This window comes from Micromonospora sp. DSM 43699 (genome assembly GCF_055517075.1).
Window position 1 is genome coordinate 114,378 of record NZ_JBTMMT010000004.1, and the last position, 24,914, is coordinate 139,291.

Genomic DNA, 24,914 nt, shown 5'->3' on the forward strand with positions numbered 1-24,914 from the left:
TGGAAACGGTCCCACGGCAGAAATGCCCGATCTCGGCCGGTACGACGCAGCCGGGCCAGCTCGCGGGCGGTTCGGCTGCTCCCCTCGCGACCCGGGACCGGCCCGGTCGCGGTCGGGGGGAGCCGACCGCGACCGGGATCAGGTTCAGCTGGTGGCGAGCGCGCCGTCGGACGAGAAGACCAGGCCGACGCTGGCGGTGCCGGTCTTCAGCGCGTTCTTGGTCTGCGGACCACCGGCGTCCAGCGAGCTGAACGAGCCGGCCTTGAAGTCGTAGACCTCGACCAGACCGGCCTGGCACTTCGGCCGCTGCGGGCACTCCGGCGGGCCGGCCAGCACGGTGTCCTTGCCGGAGCACTTGGCCGCCAGGTCGGAGAGGGTCCTGAGGGCGTACTTGTCGGCGAACGCCTTGGTCACCGCGAAGGCGTTCTGGTCCTGGGCAGCCGACGGGGTGCCGAAGGCCAGACCCGCCTTGTCGCCCTCGGACTTCAACGCGCTGACCGTCTTGTCCAGCTCCGGCGAGGAGACGGGGGTGGCGTCCTTGCCGTTGGCCTTGGTGTTGAGGAACTCGGCCATGGTCGCCGCGTACTCGGGGACGACCTGGATCTCGCCCTTCTCCAGGCTCGGCTCGTACAGCTCACGGTTGCCGATCTGCTGCACCTTGACCTGGTAGCCGGCTGCGGTCAGGGCGATGTTGTAGAGCTCGGCCAGGGTCTGGCTCTCGGAGAAGTTGCCCGCCCCGACGACGATCTGCCCGCCCGGCCCCTTGGCGATGCCGGTGGTCAGCCCGTTGGCCGAGGCGAACTCCTCGGCAGCCGCCTTGGGCGTCTTGCGGTCCACGTCGACCGCCTTGTTGAGGGCGATCAGCTTGGGCGTGTCCAGCGCCGCGGAGACCTTGTCCAACGCGGCGAGGAGCTGCGGGTTCGCCACCTTGGCGTTGACCGCCGGGATGATGTTGTCGGTGTTCTGGAGCTTCTTGTCGTCGTCGAGGACGACCAACTGGTCACCGGCGACCGGGGCGCAGCCCGCACCGCCCGCGCCCTGCTCCGGAGCATCGGTGCCGGACGAGCCGGCGTCCCCGCACCCGGTCAACAGACCCGCCATGGTCAGGGCACCCACCGCGCCCACCGCCAGCCGTGTCCGTACGCGCATCGTGCCCGCCTCCCGTGTCCCGGCGCGGCCCGTGCCGGGCCGGCCGCGTGTCCGACGGGCGACGATCGCCGCCCGCAAGTTCCAGCCAATATCCTCCAGGACCGACCGACAAACTCTGAGGGATTTTCGTCACCTGATCGTCATGCGGCAGATCAATTTCCCGCCGTGGCGTCCGCTGCCCGCCGGTTGGCCGCCCGTCGGGCACGCCGCAGCGGTCGCGGTGTCACCACCCGCTCGACCAGTGCCAACACCCCCTCCGCCGCCAGCGCCAGCCCGGCCACCAGCAGCCCGCCGGCGATGATCTGCCCGCCGCCGGCCGCGATGTCCAGCCCGAAACCGGCCCGGATGATCTGCCCAAGTCCACCGCCGTTGACGAACGAGGCCAACGCCGCCGTCGCCACCACCTGGACGGCAGCCGTCCGGAACCCGGCGGCCAGGTACGGCACCGCCAGCGGCAGCTCCACCCGCCGCAGCACCTGCCAACCGGACAGTCCCATCCCGCGCGCCGCGTCCCGGGCCTCCGGATCCGCCTGCCGCACCCCGGTGTACGCGTTGGCCAGCAGCGGCGGCACCGCGAAGACCGCCAGCGCGACCACCACCGCCGGACGGCCGAAGCCGAGGAAGGTCAACGGCAGGATGGTCAACAGCGCCAGGGTCGGGATGGACAGGGTCAGGTTGGAGATCAGCACGACCGCCCCGCCACCGCGCCCCGAGTGCCCCAGCCAGAGGCCGATCGGCCAGGCCACCAGACAGCCCAGCAGCACCGCCGCGGCGGACATGCTCAGATGCTCGCCGATCCGGTCGAGCACGCCTCCGGGGTTGGTCCAGTTCAACGGGTCGTTCAACCAGACCACCGCCTGCTGCACCGGATTCACCGGATCAACCCTCCGTTCGCGACTGCGGGGCTCCGCTGCGCTGCACTCCTCGCACTCACCGGACCAACCCTCCGTTCGCGACTGCGGGGCTCATCGGGGTCGGCTCCGCAGCCAGGGGGTGAGCAGGCGACCCACGCCGGCCAGGATCAGGTCCAGCACCAGGGCCAGCAGGACGCAGAGCAGCGTGCCCGTCATGATCTGGGCCTTGTAGAAGTTGTTCTGGAACCCGGCGAAGATCAACTGACCGAGACCACCCCGACCGATCACCACCCCGACGGTGACCAACGCGACGGTGGAGACGGTGGCCAGTCGAAGGCCGGTGAGGATGCCGGGCAGGGCCAACGGCAGGTCGATCCGGAACAACCGGGCCCAGCGGCCGTACCCCATGCCCTCGGCGGCGTCGCGGACCTCCGGGGGCACCTGGTTCAGCCCGGCCACCGCGTTGCGGACGATCACCAGCAGCGCGTACAGCACCACCACGGTCAGCACGGTCACCGCGCCGATACCCAGGTACGGGGCGATGAACGCGAACAGGGCCAGGGAGGGGATCGTGTACAACACCCCGGCCAGTGCGAGAATCGGCCCGGCGAGCCGTCGGTACCAGTACGCCAGCACCGCCAGCGGCAGCGCGACCAGGGCGGCGAGCAGCACCGCCCGACCGGTCAACGAGGCGTGCTCGCGCAGCGCGGCGAGAATGGTGTCAGAGTTGTCCCGCACGTACTGCCAGGAGAACCACGGATTACCCGGCTCGGCCCGGTAACTCAGGTGGAAGGACACACGTGGACGTTACCCCCGAGGGCACCGGCGACGCAGACCACAGCGCCGCCTCGATCACGCTAGACGGCATCCGCAAGCAGTACCCGGACGGCACCGAGGCGGTCCGCGAGCTGAGCCTGGAGGTGGCCGCCGGCGAGCTGGTGGTGCTGATCGGCCCGTCCGGCTGCGGCAAGTCGACAGTGCTGCGGATGGTCAACCGGCTGATCGAGCCGACCGCCGGCCGGATCCTGCTCGGCGACGAGGACATCACCCGGGTCGACCCGGTGCGGCTGCGTCGGCGGATCGGCTACGTGATCCAGAACGTGGGGCTGTTCCCGCACCAGACGGTGACCACCAACGTCGGCACCGTACCCCGGTTGCTCGGCTGGTCGAAGGAGCGGATCCGGCAGCGCAGCGGCGAGCTGCTGGAGCTGGTCGGGTTGGACCCGGCCCAGTTCGGCCGCCGCTACCCGCACGAACTCTCAGGTGGGCAGCGGCAGCGGGTCGGGGTGGCCCGGGCGCTGGCCGCCGACCCGGTGGTGCTGCTGATGGACGAGCCGTTCTCCGCCGTCGACCCGATCGTGCGGACCCGGTTGCAGGAGGAGTTCCTCCGCCTCCAGGCCGAGGTCCGCAAGACCATCGTGCTGGTCACCCACGACCTGGACGAGGCGGTCCGGTTGGGCGACCGGATCGCGGTGCTCTCCGAGGGTGGCCGGCTGGAGCAGTACGACACCCCGGCGGCCCTGCTCGGTGCCCCCGCCTCGCCGTTCGTCCGGGAGTTCGTCGGCGCGGACCGGGGCATCCGTCGGCTGGCGGTCACCCCGGTCACCCGGGAGGTGCTCGACGGGGAGACCACCGACGCCACCCTGCCGGAACTACCGCTGGGCCGGTCGGCGTACGACGCGCTGGCCGCGATGCTGACCGCCGGCACGGACGCGGTCGTGGTGACCGCCGACGGCCGCCCGGCCGGCACGCTCAGCCGGACCCGGGTGCTGGAACTCGGACAGACCGGCGGCTAGCCACCCGGCGCCGGAATCAGCCCGGTAGCGGGTCAGGCCCGGCCGCCCAGGCTGGCCAGCCCGATGATCCAACCGGCGAAGAAGCCGTAGCCGGCACCGGTACCGGTGGTCTCGAAGGCGGCCAGCAGCGAGCCGTCCGAGGTGAGCAGCGCGGCCACCAGGGTGGCCGCCGCCCCGGCCAGGGCGTACGCGGCCCAGCCGGAGAAGAACTGGCTGGCCGAGCCCGGCACCCGCGCCACCTGACCGGCCGGCAGCAGGTAGAGCAGCGCGGCGGCGAACACCAGCACCAGGATGGCCCGCAGGTCGGTGGCGAGCACCCCGTGTGCCGAGTCGGCCGAGTCGAGCCGCCAGGCCGGCCAGGCGAGCAGCCGCACGTACCAGCCACCGGCGGAGTTCGGGTCGGTGTGGTCCTCGGCCCAGCCGACGTACCAGGGGCTGCCGCAGACGCCGACGAGGATCAGCGCGGCGAGGGTGCCGGTGCCGGCGGCGGTGCCGTACCCCTGCACGGTGCGGGGACGGTTGGTGAGGGCCATGCGGCGGGAAGTTCCCGACCCACCGCGGCCGGCAAACCTCTCCCGCCACCCGGCGGCGCGACCGGTCAGTGCTTCATCAGGTAGTCGATGAACGCGGCCCGCAGCAGCGGCGCGGACTCCTCGTAGCCGTGCCCGGTCAGCTCCCGCCACAGCGCCGAGGCCTCGTCGATGGTGGGCCCGACCGAGTTGGGCGCCCCGTCGAGCGCGGCGGCCTCGTCGGCGTTCGGCAGGTGTCGCAGCACCGACCAGAAGAACCCGACGTCGCGCCGCTCCCGGGCCCGCGCGAAGGCCCGCTCCCGCAGCTCCTCCGTGGAGAGGGCGTCGAGCTGGTCGAAAGTGTGGCCGGTGCCGGCGGAAGGAGTCTCGGTCATGCCCGCGAGCCTAACCGGCGAGATCCTTCCCGGCCCGTCGTCCGCGCCCGGCCGCACCGCCGCCACCGATCCGGTCACCCTGCGCCGCCCAGCCGGCCGGGCGGACACCACCGGCCGGTGGGTCAGCGCTCGCCGGTGTCCCAGCGGGGTGGGTCACGCTGCCACCGGGGGGCCTCCCAGGGGTCGGGCGGCGTGTCGGCGTCGGTCGTCCGTTCGGGCAGCGCCGGGGTCCAGTTGCGCGCCTCGCCGGCGGGGGGCATCGACCAGCCGGAGCTGATCGCCCCGTCCCGTACCGGCGGCAGCTCGACCGGTTCGCCCCGGGCCGTGCGCGGCCGACCGTACGTCTCGACCAACCGGGTGACCAGCAGGCCGCCGGCCAACGCCGTCCCACCGACGGCCCAGCGGTCGGTGGGGGCACCGGTCTCGGCCGCCCAGGCCAGGTAGGTCACCACCAACGCGACCGCGAGCAGGGCGCCGAAGATTCCGCCGCGTCGGCCGTACGCGCTGGTGCCGCCGAGCATGGACACGCCCACCGCGAGCACCGTCCAGTCCAGCCCCGACGTCGGCGTCACCGGCCCGGTCCCGTTGGCGGCGACGAGCACCCCGGCGAGCATGGCGAGCACGGTGGAGGCGATCAGCGCGGCGGCGGTCACCAGCGCGGCGGCCATCCCGCGTCGCCGGGCCGGATCGGCCACCGGACGGAACCGGCCGACCAGTCGACGCACCGCCCGGATCGCGCCGAACGCCCCGAGGAGCACGGCGACCGCCGCGAACCCGGCGAAGAGGTAGTAGGCGTTGCGCCGGGGGTCGTAGTCGGCCTGCACCGCCACCGGCACCTCCCACCGCTCGATCCAGACGACCACCCCGGCGGCGGCGGCGAGGCTGGCCGCCCAGCCGGGCACGTGCAGCACCACCACCGCCCAGGCCAGGGCCAGCCCGCCCAGCGCGGCGGCGACCAGTGCCGGCACCAGTGCCGTCGACACCCCCCGGTCGCCCTGCTCGGCGAAGTGCAGCGCGGCGGCCAGCGCCACCGGGCCGATCGCCAGGTTCACCGCGGCGGTACGCAGGCTCAGCCCGGCGGCGACCACGAGCAGACCCAGCGCGACCGCGTCGACGAGCAGCCGACGCAGGCCGCCACCACGCAGCGCCTCGGGATTCTCCCGCCAGAGCAGGTAGGCCAGGGCCGCGAGGGCGAGCAGCAGCACCAGTTCCCAGACGACGTGCACGCCCAGCCGGTCCCGGCCCGGCTCGCCCTGCGTCGGGTCGTCGAAGACGTTCTCCAGTACGGTCGCGGGCACCTCCGCCGACGCGGCCCGGCCCGGTTCGTCGTACCCCATGTGGTGCGCCTCCCACGTGACCGGCCACCCCGGTGACGGCTGGCTGTTCTCCGGTCGCCAGGCACCGTACCTGCGCGCAGGGCCAGACGTAACCCCCGGCTCAGCGTCGGTCGGGTCGGCCCCGCAGGTCGTCGCCGCGGTCGTCGGCGTCGTCGTCGGACTCGGGGACCCGGCAGGAGCGTTCGAGCCAGAGCGCGGCGGCGACCAGGGCGAGCGAGGCGAGCGCGCCGGCCCCGGCGGCCGGCCGGTCCTCGATCGCGGCGTTGGTCGGCTCGACGAAGAGCCACCCGGTCAGCCCGGCGTAGAAGCCGAGGAAGATCGCCCCGGCCAGCGCAGACGCCTTGGCCAGCACCACGAACCGGGCGACGAGCAGCGGGTTGACCGGCTCCCGGCCGGGCTTGCGCTCGATCCGGCTCCGGGTGTTGACCGCCGCGTACGCCTCCAGCACGGCGAGGGCGGCCAGGGTGACCACCGGCAGCCAGGGCAACCGGGGGATGCCGCTGTAGTAGAAGCTGCTGATCAGCAGCCAGGCCACCGCCGCGGCGGCGAGCGCGGCGACCAGCAGGGTCGACAACCGGGTGGGGCCCATCTTCGACCCGTCGGGCTCCTGGTCACGGGGCGGTCGGGACTGCGTCATGCCGGCCGGCTCCACTGGTTCATAAGTCCGACTCTAACGTCAGATCGGGGCGTGGGGTCAGTTCGAGGGCGTCGCCGGCGACCGGTTCGTCGTTGAGCAGGTCGGTGAGCCAGCCGTGCCCGGCCAGCCGCCCGTGCGGGTCGATGTCGATCCACGGCCGGAGCACGAAGGCGCGCTGGTGGGCGCGGGGGTGCGGCAGGGTCAGCTCGGGGTCGTCGCTGAGCACCTGTCGACCGGTGTCGTCCCAGACGGCGACGACGTCCACGTCGAGGGTGCGCGGCCCGAACCGGCGGGCCGGGTCACGGACCCGGTCGGCGGCCCGCTCGGCGGCGTGGGCGCGGGCCAACCAGTCGCGCGGGGTCGCCGTCGGGTCGGCGACCATCACCGCCGCGTTCAGGTACGCCGGCTGCCCGGCGTCCCCCCAGGGGGGCGTCTCGTAGACGCCGGAGACGACCAGCACCGCGTCGCCGAGGCCGGTCACCGCGCCGCGCAGGTGGCCGAGCCGGTCGCCCAGGTTGCTGCCGATGGACAGCACCGCCCGGGTCATCGGGTACGCCGCATCGTGACTGCCACGTCGGCGAAGGTGTGCGGGATCGGGGCCTCGGGCTTGTGGACCGTGATCGTCGCCGCGGCGACAAGCGGTTCGGCCAGGCAGACCGCGAGCAGCCGGTCGGCGAGCGTCTCGATCAGGTTGACCGGCTCACCGGTGAGCACCGCCACCAGCCGCTCGGCCAGCTCGCCGTAGTGCACGGTGTCGGTCACCTCGTCGGAGCGGGCGGCCGGGGTGAGATCGAGTTCGAGGACGGCGTCGACCACGAACTCCTGACCCTGGGCGCGCTCGAAGTCGTAGACGCCGTGCCGGCCATGGGCCCGTAGCCCGGTCAGGGCGATCCGGTCGGTCATCGACCTTCCCCTCCTCGACCCGCGTGGGCCGGGTCCTTTCCGATGACTTCCAGGGCGGCGAGCCGGGGACGGCCGGTGGCCGACCAGACGGCGAGCGCGTCGACGGTGCTCCGGACGTCGTGCACGCGTACCCCCCAGGCTCCTGCGGCCACCGCGAGCACGCTGGTGGCGACGGTGGCGGCCGACCGGCCGTCGGTGTCCCGTGGGGTGCCGTCCGGGGCGGCGAGCAGGCGGCCCAGGTAGGACTTGCGGCTGGCGGCGAAGAGCAGGGGGAGGCCGAGGTCGATCAGCTCCGGCAGGCGGGCGCTGATCTCCCAGTTGTGCGCGGCGGTCTTGGCGAAGCCGAGCCCCGGGTCGATCACCAGCCGGTCGGCGGCCACCCCGGCGGCCAGCGCGTCGTCGACCCGCTGGGCCAGTTCGGCCCGGACGTCGGCGACCACGTCGGTGTAGCGGGCCAGCTCGCGCATTCCCCGCGAGTGCCCCCGCCAGTGCATCAGCACCCAGGGACAGCCGGCGTCCCGGACCACCCTTGCCATGTCGGGATCGGCCAGCCCGCCCGAGACGTCGTTGACCACCGCGGCGCCTGCGCCGACGGCCGCCTCGGCCACCGGTGCCCGGGTGGTGTCGATGCTGACCGGCACCCCGGCGGCGGTGAGTTCCCGGATCACCGGCAGGACCCGGGACACCTCGGTCCGTGGGTCGACCCGGTCGGCACCCGGTCGGGTGGACTCACCGCCGACATCCACCAGGTGCGCGCCCTCGTCGTGCAGTCGCACCCCGTGTGCGACTGCGGCATCGAGATCGGTGTACCGGCCACCGTCGGAGAAGGAGTCGGGCGTGACGTTGAGGACGCCCATCACCACCGGGTCCTGCGCCCGTACCAGATCGGTCACGACTAGACGGTACCGGTCGCGCCGCACCGCTCCGAGGACCCCCGCCGGCCGACCCGGCAGCGGGGCTGACGTGCTCATTAGAACAGGTGTACGATCGGTCACCGAGGTCGAATCGGGTCGACTCTTCGCGGCTTGTCGCAAAGGAGGGCGGCCCGTACGCTGTGGAATTGCCCAGCATCAAGAGGTGGCGAGGCGTGGAGGGAGGGCCAAAGCGGGAAAATCCCCCCAAATCTCGCCACTCTCCGTGGTGAGAAAACAGCACGACGTCATTCGCGCTGCGCACAGTGAGCACATTTCCCGCCAGGCTTGCCTATTGCACCACCGCGGCACCGCCGGCCGCGTTATGGGGAGGTTCCAGTGATCGCCTACGAGCTCATGGAGACGACGTCGTCCGGCGTCGCTCAGGTGCTGCACACCCTGGCGACGGCGCCGCTCGCCGAACCGGCCCCCAAGGGCATCGACACCAACAGTGTCGTCACCTTCTTCGCCAGCAAGATCGCGCCCATCCTGCTCGCCGTCCTCGGGGTCATCTTCATCGGCCGGGCCAGCCGGGGCGAGATCTCCAAGGTGCTCACCAGCTCGGCCATCGCGATCGTCGGGCTGGCCTTCATCGCCGGCGCGGCCACACTCTTCTTCATCGGTGACTACCTGATCGACCTGATCTTCGAATAGGCGCGGGCGAGACATGCGGCTGCGCACCGACGACGACATCTACCGGGCACGCCTGGTCTACCTCGGGCCGCCCGGCTACACCCTTCCGGTCCACCTGCCGTACGCCCAGTACGGACTGTTCATGCTGCTAGTACCCCTCTACATGTTCATCCACTGGTTGTTCACGTTGCAGGTCGAGCTCTTCCCCGCCTGGGAGATCGCGCTCGCCATCGTGAGCACCTCGTTCATCTTCCGGTACGTCGACCCGGACCGGCCGGCGCGGATGGTCATCCGCACCGCCCTCACCGACTGGCGACGCACCCGGGAGCCGGCCGCCGAACTGCGGGATCCCCGCCTGGTCGGCAGCCGGATCAGGATCCGGGAGGAACTGGCATGACCGGGCGTACCCGCATCGGGCAGTCGGACCAGATGGGTGAGGCGGTCGAATGAGTCGCTCTTCCACGCCGGGTTTCCCGGCCGGACGACACGGCGCCCCGCACGGTAACCGTGCGCGGTCGTTCGACTACCCCCAGGAGGAGCTGCCGGACGACGAGCCGTACGACCCGGCCCTGCTCACGGGCCCGGGCCAGGGCGGGGTAGGTGTCTTCCAGGCACCCCGACCCTCCCCCGGCCGTGGCACGCCCCCGGTCGAGCCGGTCTCCGCCGCGCCGATGCTGGTCGGTGACGGCACCGACATCGACTCCCCCTTCCTCGACCTCTTCGGCGGCGGTCCACGCCCCGGTGCGTCCCCCTCGCCCGGCACCCCCGTGCGGCGCGGCACCGGCCGGGAGCACCCGGCCATCCCGCACCAGTCGGCCGTACCGACCTCGCCGGCGGCCATCGAGGCGCAGGCGCCCCCGGCGGCCATCGAGGCCGCCCCGCCGACCGAACGGTCCACCCGTACCCGGGTTCCCCACCAGCAGGGCGACCGCCTTGCGGCGGCTCCAGCCGCCGAGCCGCCGCAGCGGGCACCACGCCGCATCGTCCCGGCCGAGTTGTTCCCCCCCGACGTGGGCGAACCGCTCACCGCCCGGGAGGCAGCCGAACGGGCCCGCCGGGAGGCCACCGAGCGGGCCCGGGAAGCAGCCGACCGCAGCCGGCGTGCGGCCGCCGAGCAGGCCCGACGCGAGACCGCCGAAGCAGCCCGGCGTGCGGCGGTCGTGCAGGCCCAGCGCGAAGAAGCCGCCGAACTGAGCCGCCGCGAGGCCGCCGAGCAGGCCCGGCGCGAGGCCGCCGAGCAGGCCCGGCGCGAGGCCGCCGAGGCGGCGCAGCGCGAAGCCGCCGCACGCGCCCGTCGTGACGCGAGCGAAGCGACCCGACGCCAGGCCGCCGAGACGGCGCGACGCGACGCACTCGAAGACACCCGCCGTGTGACGGCCGAAGCAGCCCGGAACGAGGCTGCGGAACGCGGCCGACGCGAGGCTGCCGAGGTCGCGCGGCAGCACAGCGCCGAGCAGGCCCGACGGGAAGGGCTGCCGACGGCCGGGCCGCGGCCGACCCCGGTGGAGTCCGCGCCGGCCTGGCCCGAACGTGTCGAGCCGGCCTGGCCGGAGCCCGTCGAGTCGGCCTGGCCGGAGACGCCCGAGCCGCTCCGGGTGGAGGCCGTGACCGCCCCGATCGGCGCGCTGACCGCCGAGCCGGTCCGGCGCGAACTCGTCGAGCCCGACCGGCCCGAACCCGCCGACCCCGGTTCCCGGGAACTGGCCGCGCCGAGAGAGCGCGCGGCGAGCCGCCGCAACACGCCCACCAAGCCGGTCCGGGTACGCGCACCGAAGATCAAGTTCGGTGACCGGGATCCCTCGATCGAGCTGGCGATCACCGAGATAGCCGGTCACCTGACCTTCACCCCCAACACGGTCACCGCCTGGTACTGGCTCCCCGAGGTCCGGTGGGCGTTCCGCCCGGACGCCGAACGCGAGGCGCTGCTCTCCGCCATCTCCGAGCAGTACGCCGGCCTGGCCGGTTTCCGGCTGCACCTGCGCCGCACCACCCGGCCGTTCCCCGCCGACGAGTGGGCCCGCACCATCGACGCGCACACCGCCGCACCGTTGCCCGACGTCCCCGGCACACCCGGCTGGGCCGACCACCTGGTCGCCGCCCAGCAGCACCTGATGTCGGTCAACCACGCCGAGGGGCAGACCTACCTGGGGGTCACCTTCGCCCGTCGCTCACTCGGTGACTCCCTCACCGAACGGCTGCTGCGGGCCTTCGGCAAGGGCACCGCCGACGGGGAGCGCCGCAAACTGGGTCGCACCGTCGAGCAGTTCGACGAGGTGCTGGGCAGCTTCGGCATGCGTGGCCGGCGGGTCACCGCGCAGGAGTTGGAGTGGCTGCTCTACCGCTCGGTCGCCCTCTGCATGGCCCCACCCGGCACGCTCTCCCCGGTGACCAACGGCCGGTGGGAACGCGGTGACCTGCTCGCCCTCACCGAACAGGTCGAGCGTTACCGCACCCCGTACGGCACCACGGTCAAGCTGGTCAACCGGATGACCGGCGAGGAACGACACGTCGCCGTACTCGCGGTCGGCCGGATGGAACCGTTGGAGATCCCGGAACGGCACGAACCCTGGCTGCACTTCCACGAGCGGCTGCCCTGGCCGATGGAGATCTCCACCCGGGTCGACATCCTCGGCTCCGGTGACTCCTTCCGTAACCTCGAACACCGGTTACGGATGATCCGCTCGCAGCAGCTCGACTACGCCGAGCACGGCATTGACGCCCCACCCGAGCTGGAACGGCTCGCCAAGCGGGCGCTGGTGATCGGCGACGAGATGACCACCGGCCTGCCGGTGGACTCCGCCCGGGCGCACGGCTGGCACCGGATCGCCGTCGGCGGCCGGACCCGCGAGGAGTGCATGGAACGGGCCCGCCGGCTCATCCAGCTCTACTCCCGGGAGCTGCGCATCTCCCTGCAACACCCCAAGAACCAGGACTGGCTGGCCCGGGAGTTCATCCCCGGCGAGCCGATCGCCAACACCGGCTACGTCCGCCGGATGCCGGTCCCGCTGCTGGCCGCCGCGCTCCCCCAGGCGGCCTCCACCGTCGGCGACCGCCGGGGCGACCTGATCGGGCGTACCGCCGGCACCTGCCGCCGGCCGGTCTTCCTCGACCTGCACTTCCCGATGGAGGTACGCGAACGCTCCGGGCTCGCCGTCTTCGTCGCCGAACCCGGTGGTGGCAAGTCGACGCTGCTCGGTGCGCTCGGCTACCTGGCCGCCCGCCGGGGTGTGCAGGTCACCCTGCTCGACCCCTCCGGGCCGCTGGCCCGCCTCTGCGCCATGCCCGAGCTCAAGCCCTACGCCCGGGTGCTCAACCTGACCGGCTCGGAACCGGGGACACTGGCCCCCTACGCGCTCATCCCCACCCCGCTGCGCAGCGAGTTCGCCACCGGCGCGGCGGGCGACCGGGAGTTCGAGATCGCGGTCTCCAACGCCCGGGCCGAGCGACGCATGCTGGTGCAGGACATCTGCATGATGCTGGTGCCGCCGCAGGTGGCCCGGGAGGCGTCCACCGCCACCCTGTTCCGACACGCGGTACGCCAGGTGCCGGCCGAGGAGAAGTCCACCCTGGACGACGTCGTCACCTGCCTGCAGGGGCTCGACGACGACGCAGGCCGGGAGTTGGCCAACCTACTGCTGGACACCGCAGAGATGCCGCTGGCCATGCTCTTCTTCGGCCGCCCGCCGGAAGGGCTGCTCGGCGCGGACGCGGCGCTCACCGTGATCACCATGGCCGGCCTCCGACTGCCCGACCTCAAGATCGAACGCGAGTACTGGTCGGCCGAGGAGGCGTTGGCGCTGCCGATGCTGCACACCGCGCACCGCCTCGCCGTACGCCGCTGCTACGGCGGTTCGATGTCGTCCCGTAAGCTCGTCGGCCTCGACGAGGCGCACTTCATGGAGGGTTGGCGCTCCGGCCGCTCCTTCCTGGTCCGACTCGCCCGCGACTCCCGCAAGTGGAACCTCGCCGCCCTGGTCGCCTCGCAGAACCCGAAGGACATCCTCGGCCTCGACGTCCAGAACCTCGTCTCCACCGTCTTCGTCGGCCGGATCGCCGAGGACACCGAGATCGCCTCCGAGGCCCTCCGGCTGCTCCGGGTCCCGGTCGACGACGGCTACGAGGCCACCCTGGCCTCTCTCTCCGCCGTCGACACCACCTCCGCCACCCGGCTCGGCTTCCGCGAATTCGTCATGCGCGACGTGGACGGCCGGGTGCAGAAGGTCCGGGTGGACGTGTCGTACGTCGAGGGGCTGTTGGACCATCTCGACACCACCCCCGCCGCGGTCGCCCAGGCCGCCGGGATACTGCCGACCGTCCTGGCTGATCTGGAGGCGTGACAATGGCGAGGACCCGGGCACGGATCACGGCGCTCCTCCTCGCACTCGGCGTACTCGCCGGTGCCACGATCGCCTGGCCGGTGGTCGGGGCCACACCGGCGTACGCCGGTCCGCCTGTAACGGCGCAGGCCGCCGCGGACCTCTGCACCACCAAGGAGTGGCAGGTCGACTTCCGCGCCTGCGTCTCCAAGCTGAAGCAGGTCAGCGAGACCGAGGTGGACTGCCGCAAGCCGCCGGTTCCCTCGGCCCCGGACTCCGGACTGGCCGGCTGGTTCGCCTCTCGACCCGATGCGTCGAAACTCCCCGGACCGAAGGGCCTCTACAGCGACTACGGCTACGCCGGATACAGCTTCAATACGTACGACGTGGAGGGAGGCTGTGCCTCCGCCGTCCTGCATCCGGACTACAAGTTCACCACGACAGTCGCCAACGGCGAGCTTATGATGGCCACGGCAGTGGTGGGTGCCTCGAACGCACTGCGGGAGCGCGCCTGGGACCCTCGGTCGATGTGGAACTGGGCCGACCCGCTGGTGGACAAGGCTACCAAGGCCGTCTACCAGAAGGTGTTCAGCGTCTTCGGCATCGTGACGCTCTGCGTGGTGGGCCTCTATCTGCTGTGGCGCTCCCGCCAGTCAGACATGAGCAACGCCATGACCACCGCAGGCTGGGCGCTCCTCGTGATGGTCGCGGTGACCGCGCTCGCGGCCTGGCCGGTGAAGTCCGCCAATATAGCCGACGGCACACTCATCACCTCGCTGGGCGTCGTACACGACGCTATCGGTCCGGCAGCTCGTGACACGCCGGTAGATCAGTGCGATGACCCCAATCCGGATGCATGCAAAGATAGCCGCCCTCCTGCCGTCCGGGCCAGCGACACCGCCACCGAGTCGATGTTGTACCGCAACTGGTTACGTGGCGTCCTGGGCTCGGCGGACAGCGAGACTGCGAAGAAGTACGGGGCAGCCCTCTACGACGCCAAGTCCCTCTCCTGGGAAGAGGCGGAGAAGCTCCGGCAGAATCCGGCAACCCGGGATGCGACAGTCAAAGCCAAGCAGCAGCAGTGGATGACCGTCGCCGAACAGATCAAGTTGGAGGATCCGGAAGCCTACGAGTACCTCCAGGGCAGCCGGGACATGGACCGGATCGGCTCCGGATTCATCGCGGTGCTCGCCTCGTTGCTCTTCGCCATGTTCGACCTCACCGCCTCCCTGCTGGTGCTGCTCGGTTTCATGATCTTCCGTTGGGCGGTCATCGCGGCGCCGATCCTGGGCACGATCGGGCTACTCCGTCCGGCCAGCGCCGGCTTGCGGCGGTTGGCGAACGCCGTGGTCGCCGCTGTCTTCAACATCGCCATCTTCGGCACCGGAGCAGCGATCTACCTGTTCGCCGTCGACCTGATCATGAGTACGCCCACCCTGCCGGGTTGGCTCCAGGTGGTGCTGGTCTGGCTCTGTGGTGTTGTCGGCTGGTTACTTCTTCGGCCATATCGACGGATCACGCAGTTGGGTGGCAAGGACGGCGGTGAGGCGGTCAGCTCCGCCGGGTCGTGGCACCGCCGGTTCTTCCGGGACATGCGGGTCGCCGCCCGACTCGACGTCGCCGAGCCCGGTGGCACGGCCGAACCGAAGAACACTCGACGGCGGGGAACAGCGCTGGAACCGGCGGGTCTGCGGCCCGAGGCCCGGCGGGAAGATCCGAGCCACTCCACGGTCAGCACACCCGCTCCGCGGGAACGGCCGGATGGACAGGAGCGCGCTGAGGACGCCGAGCCGGTCCCGCCGAAGCGCGAGAACGGCCGCCCCACGGCCGCGCCCCGCCCTCGTCAGCGATCGGCGGCGGCTTGGACCGAGCCGGATTCGCCGGAGGAGACTCCCTCGTTCGTTGTCTACCGCCCCGACTCCGCGGCACCAACGCCGAAGCCCACTCCCCGGGTACGCTCCGAGGCCAGGTGATCGTGATGCGACGAGCAGTTGAGTTCCTCTTCAGGCGGCTGGTCCGATCCCGGCTCGGCATCGCACTCGCGATCGCCGTGCTGGTACTCGGTGTGATCAGCGCGGCCCGTCTGGTATCCGGTCCCAGTGACCTCACGGCGGGACTGAGCAGCCGCCCTCGTGAACCCATAACAACTGTCGACCCGGAGGAGGGCGACGACGGTGTCATCACCACCCCGGTTCCGGAGTCGCCCCGTACCCGACCCGGCGAGTTGACCCCCGAGCAGACGGCGACCCGGTTCACCACCGCCTGGCTCGGCGGACCCGCCACCACAGCGGAGCAGTGGCAGTCGGCCCTCCGGCCGCTTTCCACCTCCGCACTCACCGAGAAGCTGACCGACGCCGACCCAACCGGGGTGCCGGACGAGAAGGTCACCGGTTCCCCGACGCTCCGACCTCGAACGGCGATATTCGCCGAGGTGTTGGTTCCGTTGGAGAGCGGAAGGCTGCGGTTGGAGCTGGTTGCGCCCGACGGCCGCTGGTTGGTGGATGCCGTGGACTGGGAGCGGGAATGACTGCCGAGACGCCGGGCACGGGGGAACTGCCTCGCCGCCGGTTCCGAATCGGTGCCGTCGCCGCCGCATTGACAGGCGCCCTCGCACTTCTCTGCTGCGGTGGTGGCAGCGCGGCGTTCTTCCTCACGAATCTCGGCGGGAACCAGGAAAGCCTGGTGTCCAACGAGCAGCAGTGCGAGGACGAGCACCGAGTCAACGTGACCGGAAAGATGCCTCGGATGTCCGCATACGGGGACAGTCAGCTGCGTAACGCGGCGATCATCATCAAGGTTGGCCAGAAGATGAAGGTGCCACCCCGGGGGTGGGTGATCGCGGTTGCCACGGCGATGCAGGAGTCAGCGCTGCGGAATTTGTCCAACAGCACGGTCGCCGGCTCCCGCGGAATCCCGAACGAAGGCGTCGGCTCGGACCACGACTCCGTCGGCCTATTCCAGCAGCGAGCCGGCTGGGGCACCGTCGTGGAACGGATGTCCCCCGACTATGCCGCCCGCAAGTTCTACGAGAAGCTGCTGAAGGTCGACGGCTGGGATCGGATGTCACTCAGCCGGGCAGCACAGAAGGTACAGATCAGCGCCTATCCTGACGCTTACGCGAAGCACGAGGACCTTGCGAGTCAGATCGTCAACGCTCTCGCCGGTGGTGCCGCTCGGACGGTGCAGATCGCCGACCGCACGGTCTGCGACCAGGCTTCCGCGCGGACCATCGCCGCCTCCGGCTGGACCGCACCGATCAGCGGTGGCGTCGGCTCCGGGTTCCGTACCGCGAGCCGGCCGCGCCACAACGGAGTGGACATCGGCGCCCGCAAGCGAACCGAGATCCATGCCGCGGCTACCGGCCGAGTGCTCGTCGCACGCTGCGACCCTGACCACAATGGAGTGCGTAACTGCGATGTCGACGGGTTTCCCGGTAAGGGCGGATGCGGTTGGTTCGTCGATATCCTGCACGCTGGCGGTTACGTGAGCCGCTACTGTCACATGATCGAGAAACCTCGGGTGGTCCCCGGGCAACTCGTGAAAGCGGGTGATGTCATCGGGCTGGTGGGCAGCAGTGGGAATTCGTCGGGCCCACATCTGCACTTCGAGGTACACGTCGACGGTAACCGCAGCTTCACCGGCGGGATCAATCCGGTGCCGTTCATGCGACAGCGGGGAGCACCGCTAAACGGGTCGGCATGAGGCTGCCAGAACGATGAATGGACCGCTGCCGGATCCCTTCGCCGGTCAGCCCGACTGGGCACCGCTACCACCACGACCGATCGAGATCGTTCCCGCCACAGGCAGGGTCGAATTGCGCGGCCGCCGCGTCCTCGTCGGACTTCCCGGCCTCGGGTGGCGGGGGGACCTGCGCGCCGACGAGCGGGTGGTACAGGGCAGTCGCACCTATGTGCCGATCATCCCGGAACACGAGTGGTATCGGGCGGAGGCCGATCAGGTGGAGGTCTTCGCCCCGCTCGTTCCGGTGGAAAGAGTGTGGGTGGAGACCCTGGCCGACCGGCCCGCGCTCACCGCCCCTACGCGTGAGAATGCCATTCAACTGGTTTCCTTGGACGGACCGACGCATCGGTCCCCCACACCGGTCTTCGAGACGGATGCGGTCAGTGGCCGTCGAGTGGTGCACGTCGAGGACTCCGTCGAGCACCGTGACCTACGCGCGGTGACCGAGTCCTATTCGGGCGCCGACGGCGACATCTGCGTCCGGGTCACTCCGGAACTGGATTGGTACCGCTGGGCTTGGCGCGGGCAGCCACCCACCACATTGGAGGTACCGGTCCACCTGCTGTGGGTCGAGTAATCGGTCAGGCTGACTTGCGCGCTCGGCAGACTCGCCAACCGTCCTGGACATCCTGGACATCGAACGTCCAATCTTCGCGGCGACTACTCCGCTGCTGACCATTGGACGAGCCCGCAATGATCAGCGTAGTTGCAACAGACTCACCCTCTTGGGTATTGATCCTAGTCAATGGGCCCCAGCTAACCCTAACTACCACCCTGAAGTTGATTTCCCGCTGCCGCAACTCGTCGCGAAGAGCCTCTACTGCATCAAGTTCCGCATTTCCACACACGAGGAGTTCTGCGCGGGTGTCGTTCTCATTGACCAGGAACTCACGGAGGTAGTTGTCCACCACGACGTCGGGGGCGCTTCGGTCGGGGGTGGCGGCTCGCTCGTACAGCACGTAGCCAGCCACTCCGCCCCCCACGCAGAGCAACGCCAGCACGCCGGCGACGACAGTGAGAGCGGTCCGAAGCCGGCGGGGGGGACGCTGCGGCACTGGCAGCGGCACAGGGGGTGCCGACTGGTCCGGCGGGGTCCGCTGCGCCGGTACACGGGACACCTGGGAACCGGCGGGGGGCTGCACTGATTCCACCCCCTGAGGCTATCGGCTGAGCGCCTCGTACCCAATGCCCCGGAAGCTGCGGATCGTGACAGGATGATCTCGCGAGGTGAGAGTTCGTCGTCATTCACGACAAGCCCGGCGCATCGCCGTCGCGCTTCCCGTGGCAGCGGCCCCGGCTGGGATACGGTCTGCAGTCGGGGAGGTTTCCAACCTCGGAAAGAGGGGTGGACGCGGTGGCCGGTCCGAGGGCTCGTACGAACCGCGCCGCTGCCCTGCACCGCCGTGCCGCGGCCACCGCCACCGCTGCCGCCGGGGTCCTCGACGAGATCCGCCCGGCCCCCGCCGACCAGCGCCGCCAGTACGAGTTGGCGGACCGGTTGCGTTCCGCTGCCGCGTTGCTCGCCCCGGGTTGGGCCGGCGCCGTTCTGGAGGACCTGCCGGCAGATGCCCCGTGTGGCGAGGAGAACCCCTCCTTCGTCCGGATCGGTACGGCCGCACCGCTGGAGGACGCCCGTTTCCCGGCGTTGGTGCCATTGCTCGGTTCGGGGCATCTGACGCTCGACGCGGACGTCCAGGATCCCCGGGTGAACGGCCTGCTTCGGGCCGTACTGCTGCGCTTGCTGGCGGCTGCCCCGGCGGGCTGTCTGCTGGTCCGCGGCGTCGACGGCACCGCCACCGGAGCGGACAGGACCACCACCCGCACCGCCACCGGAGCGGACAGGACCACCACCCGCACCGCCGCCGGAGCGGACAGGGCAGCCACCGGCACCACCACTGGAACGGACGGCACGAGCACCCGCACCATCGCCGGGCCGGAAGCCTGCGGAGCCGGCACCTTCGCACCGTTCGCGGCGCTTGCCGATGCGGGTCTGCTGCCGCCGCCGGTGACCGATGTGGCCGGGCTGCGGACGGTGCTCACCGAGGCCGAGCAGTGGGTCTCCCCGGGGAGCGGACGACCCCGCCGACATGACCGGACGCTGTTGCTGGTGATCGCCGGGTTGCCCGAGTCGACCGCTCCGAGCGACCTGGACCGGATCGTGGCGCTGGCTGAGCGGGGTAGAGGTGCCGGTCTGCACCTGGTGGTCGCCGGCTGGCCGGCCGCTGGCCGGCCGCCGTTGCCGCAGGCGACGCCGGTACGGCTGCGTACCTCGTACGCGCTGGTGGGTGACCCGCCGGGCAGTCCGTTCAGCGGGCCGGGCCCCGATGCCCCCGGTGGGCTGAACTGCCCGGTCCTCGTCGACGAGGATCCTGGCCCGGAGTTGATCGGGGCGGTCTGTCGTCGGCTGGCCGACCAGGTGGAGGCGGGTTCCCGGCTGGGCCTCGCCGAGCTTCTGCCGCCCGAGGACGCGCAGTTGTGGACGGCCACGTCGGCCGACGGCCTGTCCACCCCCGTCGGGGATGCCAGCGGCCGGCCGGTCACCGTGGGTTTCACCGAGCTGACCCCGCACTGGCTGGTCAGCGGCCGGTCGGATGCGAGCCGCTCGGCGTTCCTGACCAACGCCCTGCTCGGCCTGACCGCCCGGTACGGCCCGGACGAGCTGGCCCTGTACCTGGTGGACCTGGGCAACGGCGAGTCGTTCGTGGAGTTCCTCCAGACCGAGCGGGACCGATCGTGGCTGCCGCAGGTCCGCGCGGCGGGAATGGCCGCCGACCCGGAGTACGTCCGGGATCTCTTCGACCAGTTGCTGCTGGAGATCCACCGGCGGCAGGAGGCGGCGGCGCGGGCCGGCGGTCAGCGTTTCGCGGAGCTGCGCGATCATCAGATGCTGCCGCGCATCGTCTGTGTCATCGACAATGTCCCCCTGCTGCTGTCAGACCGGGAGCCGGTGGCGGCCGAGGTGCTGGCCCGGTTGGACGGCCTGGCCCGGTCGGGGCGCGGGTACGGCGTACACCTGGTCTTGGCCGGCGCGGGTGACCTGGGCGTCGGCGCGGGGCCGGCACCCCGGGACTCGGTGCTGGGGCAGTTCCCGGTGCGGGTGGCGCTCGCCGGGGGCAGCGCGGTGTTGATGCCGACCAACGACGCCGCCGCCGGCCTGGCGGTGGGCAGCGCGGTGGTGAACACCGCTGGTGGACTGGGTGGGCCGCGCGGCGCCACGCGCGGGCACGAGCGGTTGGTCCGGTTCCCCGACCCGCACGACGCACCGGAGGTGGTCGAGCGGCTGCGGCATCGACTGTTCACGGCGCGGCCGGAGGGTGCCGCACCGCCTGTGGTGTTCGCCGGTTGGGCCCGGCCGTTACTGCGTAACGATCCACGGTGGCGGGCTGCCGTGGCCGGCCGCTCCGGCGCTCCGGCGGCTCTGCTGGGTCGGGCGGTGGACGTGGCCCGGACGACCGTGGCCGTGCCGTTGGGTCCGGTGGCGGGACGGAACCTGGCCGTCCTGGGCCCGGGCGTGGCGGCGGCGGCCCTGTTGGTGACGGCTGCGCGGAGTACCGCCGCGCACCATCCGCCGGGTACCGCGGAGTTCGTGATCGCCGCGCTGGCCGAGGGGTCCGCCCCGCTGGCTGCCGAGCTCGCCGCCGAGTTGGGCGAGCGCCAGCGGGTGTCGACGGTGAACGGACCGGAGTTCCTCACGGTGGGCAACGGTGCCGGCCCGATCTATCTGGTGGTGTTCGGGGTGGACGCGCCGTCGGTGCGGGAGGTGCCGCCGGACAGGTTGCGCACGCTGCTGCGGGAGGGTCCGCCCGAGGGTCGGCACCTGCTGGGCTGGTGGCGGACGGTGCCGCCGTTCGCCGGTCTGGTGGAGCCGGACGGCGAGGTCGGAAAGTTGGCCGCGGTCGCCGCGGTCGACGTGCCGGGTGCCCAACTGGCCCCGGTCTTCGGGCGGCCGGTGCAGTGGCGTCCCCGACCGGACCGGGTGGTCCTCTGGGACTCCCCCGACGACCATGGCACCGTGCTGGTGCCGTTCGCCTACGAGGCGGATCAGACGTGACCCACGGACGGCGAACCCGAACCCCTCCGGCAGCGGGCCGACCCCGGCCCGGCCGACCGACGGCAGGCCGGCCGTGACCGGTGACGAGGGGAGCCGGCCAGGGCGACGGGAGGCAGGACCGGGCAGGACCGACCGCGAGGAGGACCGGGCGTGAGCATCGACGACGCGGTGACGGTGGTGCCGGTCCAGCAGCGGACCGGTGGTGAACCGGCCCCGTCGGTAGCCGCCGCCTGGACCGACTACCTGGCCGCCGCCCGCCAACTCGACGGGGTACGCCGGGGTGCGGCGACGGCCGCCGCCGCACAGTCCCGCGCCGTGGAGGCGGCCCGCGCGGAGCTGACCGAGGTACGCGCCAGGTTGGTGCCGCAGCAGGCCCGGCTGCGGGAGTTGGGCGTACCGGCGATGTCGCTGGCTCCGACGCCGCCGGAACTCGCCGAGGCCGGCCGGGCGATGGCGGGCGGTCCGGCGGCGGTGCTGACCGGCCTGCGGACCGCGCAGCGCTGGGTGGAGGGTGCCGACGCGGCGCTGGCGGCACCCGGTCCACTGCGTCCGGCGGCCTGGCCACCCCGGTTGCGCAACCTGCTGGTGTACGGGCCGCTGGCGCTTGTCGTGCCGGTGGTACAGCTGGTGTTGTTCCTGGCGACCGGTACCGGACCGGTGAGCGTGGCGGCGCTGCTCGTGGGTCTGCCGATGCCGGCGGCGGCTTTCGCGGCCGGCTGGGTGGGGGTGGGTCGGCTGTTCCCACCGGGGCCGGACGGGCGGTGGGACCGCACCCCTCGCCTGGGGCTCTTGACCTGCCTGGTGCCGGCGGTGCTGACCGCCGCCGGAATCATGCTGGCGCTGCTGGCCGGCTGACCAGACGCGCCGCCCGGTCGACGGCGTTCAGCGGGTCAGCGGGTCAGCGCGGGATGATCAACGACATCGCCTCGGCGCGGGACTTCGCGTCGTGCTGGAGCACCCCGCGCACGGCCGAGGTGATGGTCTTGGCGCCGCTCTTCTGGATGCCGCGCATCGCCATGCACATGTGCTCGCATTCGAGTATCACTATGACACCGCGCGGTTGCAGCTTGCTCATCAGCAGGTCGGCGATCTGCGAAGTGAGTCGCTCCTGCACCTGCGGACGGCGGGCGAAGACCTCGACCAGCCGGGCCAGTTTGGACAGGCCGGTGATCCGACCGTCGGGGCCGGGAATGTAGCCGATGTGCGCGCTGCCCCGGAACGGGAGCAGGTGGTGCTCGCAGAGGCTCATCACGTCGATGTCCCGGACGAGCACCAACTCCTCGTGGTTGGCCTCGAAGGTGGTGCTGAGCACCTGGGCCGGGTCGACCCGGAGGCCGGCGAAGAGTTCGGCGTACGCCCGGGCGACCCGGGCCGGGGTCTGCTGGAGGCCGTCCCGGTCGGGGTCCTCCCCGACCGCGATGAGGATCTCCCGAACCGCCTTCTCGATCCGGCCGAGGTCCATGGTGTCCTCGATCGGACGGCCGTTGAGCTTGCCGCTGATCAGCCTGGCGGCGACGTAGTCGAGCGTCTCGTCACCGGGCTCGGTGGACGAGGCGGCCAGCCCCGAGTTGTCGGGGCTGGCCGCGGCGTCGGTGTTCAGCGTAGACCGTCCGAGTTGTTCGAGGAGCCGCCGACGGAGATGCCGTCGGCCGTCGCCTGCGCCTTGAGCTTCTCCTTCTCGGCCGGGGTGAGCACCGGCGGTTCGGTGGAGGGCAGACGCTTGCCGAAGCCGTTGTACGGGGCCATCGGCGGGCGCTTGACCACCCGGGAGCAGATCCGGGCCATGTCGGCGGTGGAGAGGGTTTCCTTCTCCATCAGCTCCAGGACCATGCTGTCCAGGACGTCCCGGTACTCCACCAGGATCTCCCAGGCCTCGTCGTGGGCCAACTCGATCAGGGCCCGCATCTCGCCGTCGATCTCGGCGGCCACCGAGTCGGAGTAGTCCCGTTCGTGGCCCATGTTGCGGCCGAGGAACGGCTCGTCCCCGCTGGTGCCGTACTTGATCGCGCCGAGCTTCGAGCTCATGCCGTACTGGGTGATCATCGCGCGGGCCAACTGGGTGGCCTTCTCGATGTCGTTGCCGGCGCCGGTGGTGGGCTCGTGGAAGACGAGCTCCTCGGCGGCCCGGCCACCCAGCGCGTACGCCAGGGTGTCGATCATCTCGGCCCGGGTCTGGGTGTACTTGTCCTCCGTCGGCAGGACCAGGGTGTGCCCCAGCGAACGACCCCGGGACAGGATCGTCACCTTGTGCACCGGTGCGGCGTGCGGCAACGCCCAGGCGACCAGCGCGTGCCCACCCTCGTGGTACGCGGTGATCTTCTTCTCCTGGTCGCTCATCACCCGGGTCCGGCGCTGCGGCCCGGCGATCACCCGGTCGATCGACTCCTCGAGCGAGTCGTTGCTGATCGCCCGCTGCTCCTTGCGCGCGGTGAGCAGCGCGGACTCGTTGATCACGTTGGCCAGGTCGGCCCCGGAGAAACCGGGGGTACGCCGGGCGACCGCGTCGAGGTCGACGTCGGGCGTGAACGGCTTGCCCTTGGCGTGCACCCGCAGGATCGCCTTGCGGCCCTCCATGTCGGGTGCGTCGACCGGAATCTGCCTGTCGAAGCGACCCGGACGCAGCAGCGCCGGGTCGAGGATGTCCGGCCGGTTGGTGGCGGCGATCAGGATGACGCCGCCCTTGGTGTCGAAGCCGTCCATCTCGACGAGCAGCTGGTTGAGGGTCTGCTCACGCTCGTCGTGGCCGCCGCCCATGCCGGCGCCACGGTGCCGGCCGACGGCGTCGATCTCGTCGACGAAGACGATCGCCGGGGCGTTCGCCTTGGCCTGCTCGAAGAGATCGCGGACCCGGCTGGCGCCGACACCGACGAACATCTCGACGAAGTCGGAGCCGGAGATCGAGTAGAACGGCACCCCGGCCTCGCCGGCGACGGCGCGGGCCAGCAGCGTCTTACCCGTACCGGGCGGGCCGAAGAGCAGCACGCCCTTCGGGATCTTGGCGCCCAGGGCCTGGTATTTCGCCGGGTTCTGGAGGAAGTCCTTGATCTCGTGGAGTTCCTCGACCGCCTCCTCGGCCCCGGCCACGTCCGCGAAGGTCGTCTTCGGGGTGTCCTTGGTGATCATCTTCGCCTTGGACTTGCCGAAGTTGAGCACCCGGGAGCCGCCGCCCTGCATCTGCGACATGAAGAACAGCAGCAGGAGCACGAGCAGCGCGATGGGCAGCAGGTTGACCAGCAGGCTCACCCAGATGCTGTCGGACGACACCTTGGCGTCCGCCGGGCCGGTGACCCGGTTGGCCGCCTTGGCCTCGAGGACCTCGTTCCAGACCTGCTCGCCGGCCTGGTACGGGAACTGGGCCTCGATCCGGTCGGTCGTGGTGTCGCCGAACTTGGTCTTCTCGGCCAGGTTGAGCTGGAGCGTCTGCTCCTTGTCCTGGAAGACGACCTTGTTGATCTTGGCGGTGTGCAGTTGGTCGAGCGCAACGGAAGTGTCCACGCGGTGGTAGCTGGGACCAGCGGTGAACAGCTGACTGAGCACAACGGCGCCGAGGATGACCAGGATGATCCAGACCACCGGTCGGCGGAAGAAACGCGTACGTTCCATGCTGTTGTCGAGCGCCGAGGCGCCCGCATCCTCCTGATCGACGTCCTGACCGTCTGAATGGTGTCGCCGCCGATGGCGG

23 protein-coding genes are annotated in these 24,914 nt (G+C 71.4%); 10 read left to right on the plus strand and 13 right to left on the minus strand.

Annotated features, from left to right (window positions below; genetic code table 11):
• Positions 1–144 precede the first annotated feature (144 nt).
• From AC0AIB_RS04010 to AC0AIB_RS04020, 3 genes are all read right to left on the minus strand, one after another.
• Positions 145–1,149 carry a glycine betaine ABC transporter substrate-binding protein gene (locus AC0AIB_RS04010; RefSeq protein WP_328342312.1) on the minus strand — a complete coding sequence of 335 codons (1,005 nt, stop codon included), beginning with the start codon at positions 1,147–1,149 and terminating at the stop codon, positions 145–147.
• A 152-nt stretch (positions 1,150–1,301) separates the two neighbouring features.
• Positions 1,302–2,024: an ABC transporter permease gene (locus AC0AIB_RS04015; protein ID WP_328342310.1), complete on the minus strand. Its 723-nt coding sequence runs from the start codon at positions 2,022–2,024 to the stop codon at positions 1,302–1,304.
• A gap of 90 nt (positions 2,025–2,114) precedes the next feature.
• Positions 2,115–2,801 carry an ABC transporter permease gene (locus AC0AIB_RS04020; RefSeq protein WP_328342308.1) on the minus strand — a complete coding sequence of 229 codons (687 nt, stop codon included), beginning with the start codon at positions 2,799–2,801 and terminating at the stop codon, positions 2,115–2,117.
• 2 nt (positions 2,802–2,803) lie between these two features.
• On the opposite strand from AC0AIB_RS04020, the gene AC0AIB_RS04025 reads away from it, so the two are divergent.
• Positions 2,804–3,799, plus strand: a complete 996-nt coding sequence (locus AC0AIB_RS04025; RefSeq protein WP_328342306.1) for an ABC transporter ATP-binding protein — start codon at positions 2,804–2,806, stop codon at positions 3,797–3,799.
• A 32-nt stretch (positions 3,800–3,831) separates the two neighbouring features.
• On the opposite strand, the gene AC0AIB_RS04030 is transcribed toward AC0AIB_RS04025, so the two are convergent.
• The 7 genes from AC0AIB_RS04030 to folP all read right to left on the minus strand — a co-directional run bounded on the left by AC0AIB_RS04030 (position 3,832) and on the right by folP (position 8,473).
• Positions 3,832–4,332 (minus strand): hypothetical protein, encoded by a 501-nt coding sequence (locus AC0AIB_RS04030; protein WP_465096031.1) that lies wholly within the window; start codon positions 4,330–4,332, stop codon positions 3,832–3,834.
• Between the two features lie 65 nt (positions 4,333–4,397).
• The gene (locus tag AC0AIB_RS04035) at positions 4,398–4,703 is read right to left on the minus strand and encodes a hypothetical protein (protein WP_328342302.1); all 306 of its coding nucleotides are present in this window, start codon (positions 4,701–4,703) and stop codon (positions 4,398–4,400) included.
• A 122-nt stretch (positions 4,704–4,825) separates the two neighbouring features.
• Complete coding sequence (locus tag AC0AIB_RS04040; protein ID WP_328342300.1) at positions 4,826–6,040, minus strand: ABC transporter permease; 1,215 nt, start codon at positions 6,038–6,040, stop codon at positions 4,826–4,828.
• A 100-nt stretch (positions 6,041–6,140) separates the two neighbouring features.
• Positions 6,141–6,629: a DUF3180 domain-containing protein gene (locus AC0AIB_RS04045; RefSeq protein WP_442930860.1), complete on the minus strand. Its 489-nt coding sequence runs from the start codon at positions 6,627–6,629 to the stop codon at positions 6,141–6,143.
• A 67-nt stretch (positions 6,630–6,696) separates the two neighbouring features.
• Positions 6,697–7,224, minus strand: a complete 528-nt coding sequence (folK, locus tag AC0AIB_RS04050) for a 2-amino-4-hydroxy-6-hydroxymethyldihydropteridine diphosphokinase (protein ID WP_328342296.1) — start codon at positions 7,222–7,224, stop codon at positions 6,697–6,699.
• Complete coding sequence (gene folB / locus AC0AIB_RS04055) at positions 7,221–7,580, minus strand: dihydroneopterin aldolase (RefSeq protein WP_328342294.1); 360 nt, start codon at positions 7,578–7,580, stop codon at positions 7,221–7,223. The genes folK and folB overlap by 4 nt, the downstream gene beginning before the upstream one ends.
• Positions 7,577–8,473, minus strand: a complete 897-nt coding sequence (gene folP, locus AC0AIB_RS04060) for a dihydropteroate synthase (protein WP_328342292.1) — start codon at positions 8,471–8,473, stop codon at positions 7,577–7,579. Before folP ends, folB begins: the two co-directional genes overlap by 4 nt.
• A gap of 357 nt (positions 8,474–8,830) precedes the next feature.
• Here folP and AC0AIB_RS04065 point away from each other — a divergent pair, with 357 nt between their 5' ends.
• Genes AC0AIB_RS04065 through AC0AIB_RS04095 form a run of 7 tightly spaced genes read left to right on the plus strand, consistent with a single transcriptional unit; the run spans position 8,831 to position 17,758 of the window.
• On the plus strand, positions 8,831–9,145 hold the full coding sequence (locus AC0AIB_RS04065; RefSeq protein WP_328342290.1) for a hypothetical protein: 315 nt from the start codon (positions 8,831–8,833) through the stop codon (positions 9,143–9,145).
• Between the two features lie 13 nt (positions 9,146–9,158).
• Positions 9,159–9,521 carry a hypothetical protein gene (locus AC0AIB_RS04070; protein WP_067302246.1) on the plus strand — a complete coding sequence of 121 codons (363 nt, stop codon included), beginning with the start codon at positions 9,159–9,161 and terminating at the stop codon, positions 9,519–9,521.
• Positions 9,522–9,570: 49 nt separating this feature from the next.
• Positions 9,571–13,461 (plus strand): ATP-binding protein, encoded by a 3,891-nt coding sequence (locus AC0AIB_RS04075; protein ID WP_465096032.1) that lies wholly within the window; start codon positions 9,571–9,573, stop codon positions 13,459–13,461.
• A gap of 2 nt (positions 13,462–13,463) precedes the next feature.
• Positions 13,464–15,413: an MFS transporter gene (locus AC0AIB_RS04080; protein WP_465096033.1), complete on the plus strand. Its 1,950-nt coding sequence runs from the start codon at positions 13,464–13,466 to the stop codon at positions 15,411–15,413.
• Positions 15,410–15,967, plus strand: a complete 558-nt coding sequence (locus AC0AIB_RS04085) for a hypothetical protein (protein ID WP_465096034.1) — start codon at positions 15,410–15,412, stop codon at positions 15,965–15,967. The genes AC0AIB_RS04080 and AC0AIB_RS04085 overlap by 4 nt, the downstream gene beginning before the upstream one ends.
• Positions 15,964–17,142, plus strand: coding sequence for a M23 family metallopeptidase (locus tag AC0AIB_RS04090; protein WP_328342281.1), 1,179 nt, complete (start codon positions 15,964–15,966; stop codon positions 17,140–17,142). The genes AC0AIB_RS04085 and AC0AIB_RS04090 overlap by 4 nt, the downstream gene beginning before the upstream one ends.
• Positions 17,143–17,155: 13 nt before the next feature.
• Positions 17,156–17,758, plus strand: coding sequence for a hypothetical protein (locus AC0AIB_RS04095; RefSeq protein ID WP_465096035.1), 603 nt, complete (start codon positions 17,156–17,158; stop codon positions 17,756–17,758).
• 4 nt (positions 17,759–17,762) lie between these two features.
• Here the strand turns inward: AC0AIB_RS04095 and AC0AIB_RS04100 are convergent, their stop codons facing one another.
• Positions 17,763–18,323: a hypothetical protein gene (locus AC0AIB_RS04100; protein ID WP_465096060.1), complete on the minus strand. Its 561-nt coding sequence runs from the start codon at positions 18,321–18,323 to the stop codon at positions 17,763–17,765.
• 203 nt (positions 18,324–18,526) lie between these two features.
• Between AC0AIB_RS04100 and AC0AIB_RS04105 the strand changes: the two genes are divergently transcribed.
• Positions 18,527–21,232, plus strand: coding sequence for an FtsK/SpoIIIE domain-containing protein (locus AC0AIB_RS04105; protein WP_465096036.1), 2,706 nt, complete (start codon positions 18,527–18,529; stop codon positions 21,230–21,232).
• A gap of 150 nt (positions 21,233–21,382) precedes the next feature.
• Positions 21,383–22,087, plus strand: coding sequence for a hypothetical protein (locus AC0AIB_RS04110; protein ID WP_465096037.1), 705 nt, complete (start codon positions 21,383–21,385; stop codon positions 22,085–22,087).
• A 43-nt stretch (positions 22,088–22,130) separates the two neighbouring features.
• On the opposite strand, the gene folE is transcribed toward AC0AIB_RS04110, so the two are convergent.
• Positions 22,131–22,793, minus strand: coding sequence for a GTP cyclohydrolase I FolE (folE, locus tag AC0AIB_RS04115; RefSeq protein WP_328349010.1), 663 nt, complete (start codon positions 22,791–22,793; stop codon positions 22,131–22,133).
• Positions 22,794–22,828: 35 nt separating this feature from the next.
• Positions 22,829–24,835 carry an ATP-dependent zinc metalloprotease FtsH gene (ftsH, locus tag AC0AIB_RS04120; RefSeq protein ID WP_328342276.1) on the minus strand — a complete coding sequence of 669 codons (2,007 nt, stop codon included), beginning with the start codon at positions 24,833–24,835 and terminating at the stop codon, positions 22,829–22,831.
• Positions 24,836–24,914 lie beyond the last annotated feature (79 nt).

Excerpts from the sequence above, each read along its gene's own strand:
- AC0AIB_RS04010 (WP_328342312.1), bottom strand. The coding sequence starts at position 1,149 with ATGCGCGTACGGACACGGCTGGCGGTGGGCGCGGTGGGTGCCCTGACC.
- AC0AIB_RS04030 (WP_465096031.1), bottom strand. The coding sequence starts at position 4,332 with ATGGCCCTCACCAACCGTCCCCGCACCGTGCAGGGGTACGGCACCGCC.
- AC0AIB_RS04035 (WP_328342302.1), bottom strand. The coding sequence starts at position 4,703 with ATGACCGAGACTCCTTCCGCCGGCACCGGCCACACTTTCGACCAGCTC.
- AC0AIB_RS04040 (WP_328342300.1), bottom strand. The coding sequence starts at position 6,040 with ATGGGGTACGACGAACCGGGCCGGGCCGCGTCGGCGGAGGTGCCCGCG.
- AC0AIB_RS04045 (WP_442930860.1), bottom strand. The coding sequence starts at position 6,629 with ATGGGCCCCACCCGGTTGTCGACCCTGCTGGTCGCCGCGCTCGCCGCC.
- folK (WP_328342296.1), bottom strand. The coding sequence starts at position 7,224 with ATGACCCGGGCGGTGCTGTCCATCGGCAGCAACCTGGGCGACCGGCTC.
- folB (WP_328342294.1), bottom strand. The coding sequence starts at position 7,580 with ATGACCGACCGGATCGCCCTGACCGGGCTACGGGCCCATGGCCGGCAC.
- AC0AIB_RS04070 (WP_067302246.1), top strand. The coding sequence starts at position 9,159 with ATGCGGCTGCGCACCGACGACGACATCTACCGGGCACGCCTGGTCTAC.
- AC0AIB_RS04075 (WP_465096032.1), top strand. The coding sequence starts at position 9,571 with ATGAGTCGCTCTTCCACGCCGGGTTTCCCGGCCGGACGACACGGCGCC.
- AC0AIB_RS04080 (WP_465096033.1), top strand. The coding sequence starts at position 13,464 with ATGGCGAGGACCCGGGCACGGATCACGGCGCTCCTCCTCGCACTCGGC.
- AC0AIB_RS04090 (WP_328342281.1), top strand. The coding sequence starts at position 15,964 with ATGACTGCCGAGACGCCGGGCACGGGGGAACTGCCTCGCCGCCGGTTC.
- AC0AIB_RS04095 (WP_465096035.1), top strand. The coding sequence starts at position 17,156 with ATGAATGGACCGCTGCCGGATCCCTTCGCCGGTCAGCCCGACTGGGCA.
- ftsH (WP_328342276.1), bottom strand. The coding sequence starts at position 24,835 with ATGGAACGTACGCGTTTCTTCCGCCGACCGGTGGTCTGGATCATCCTG.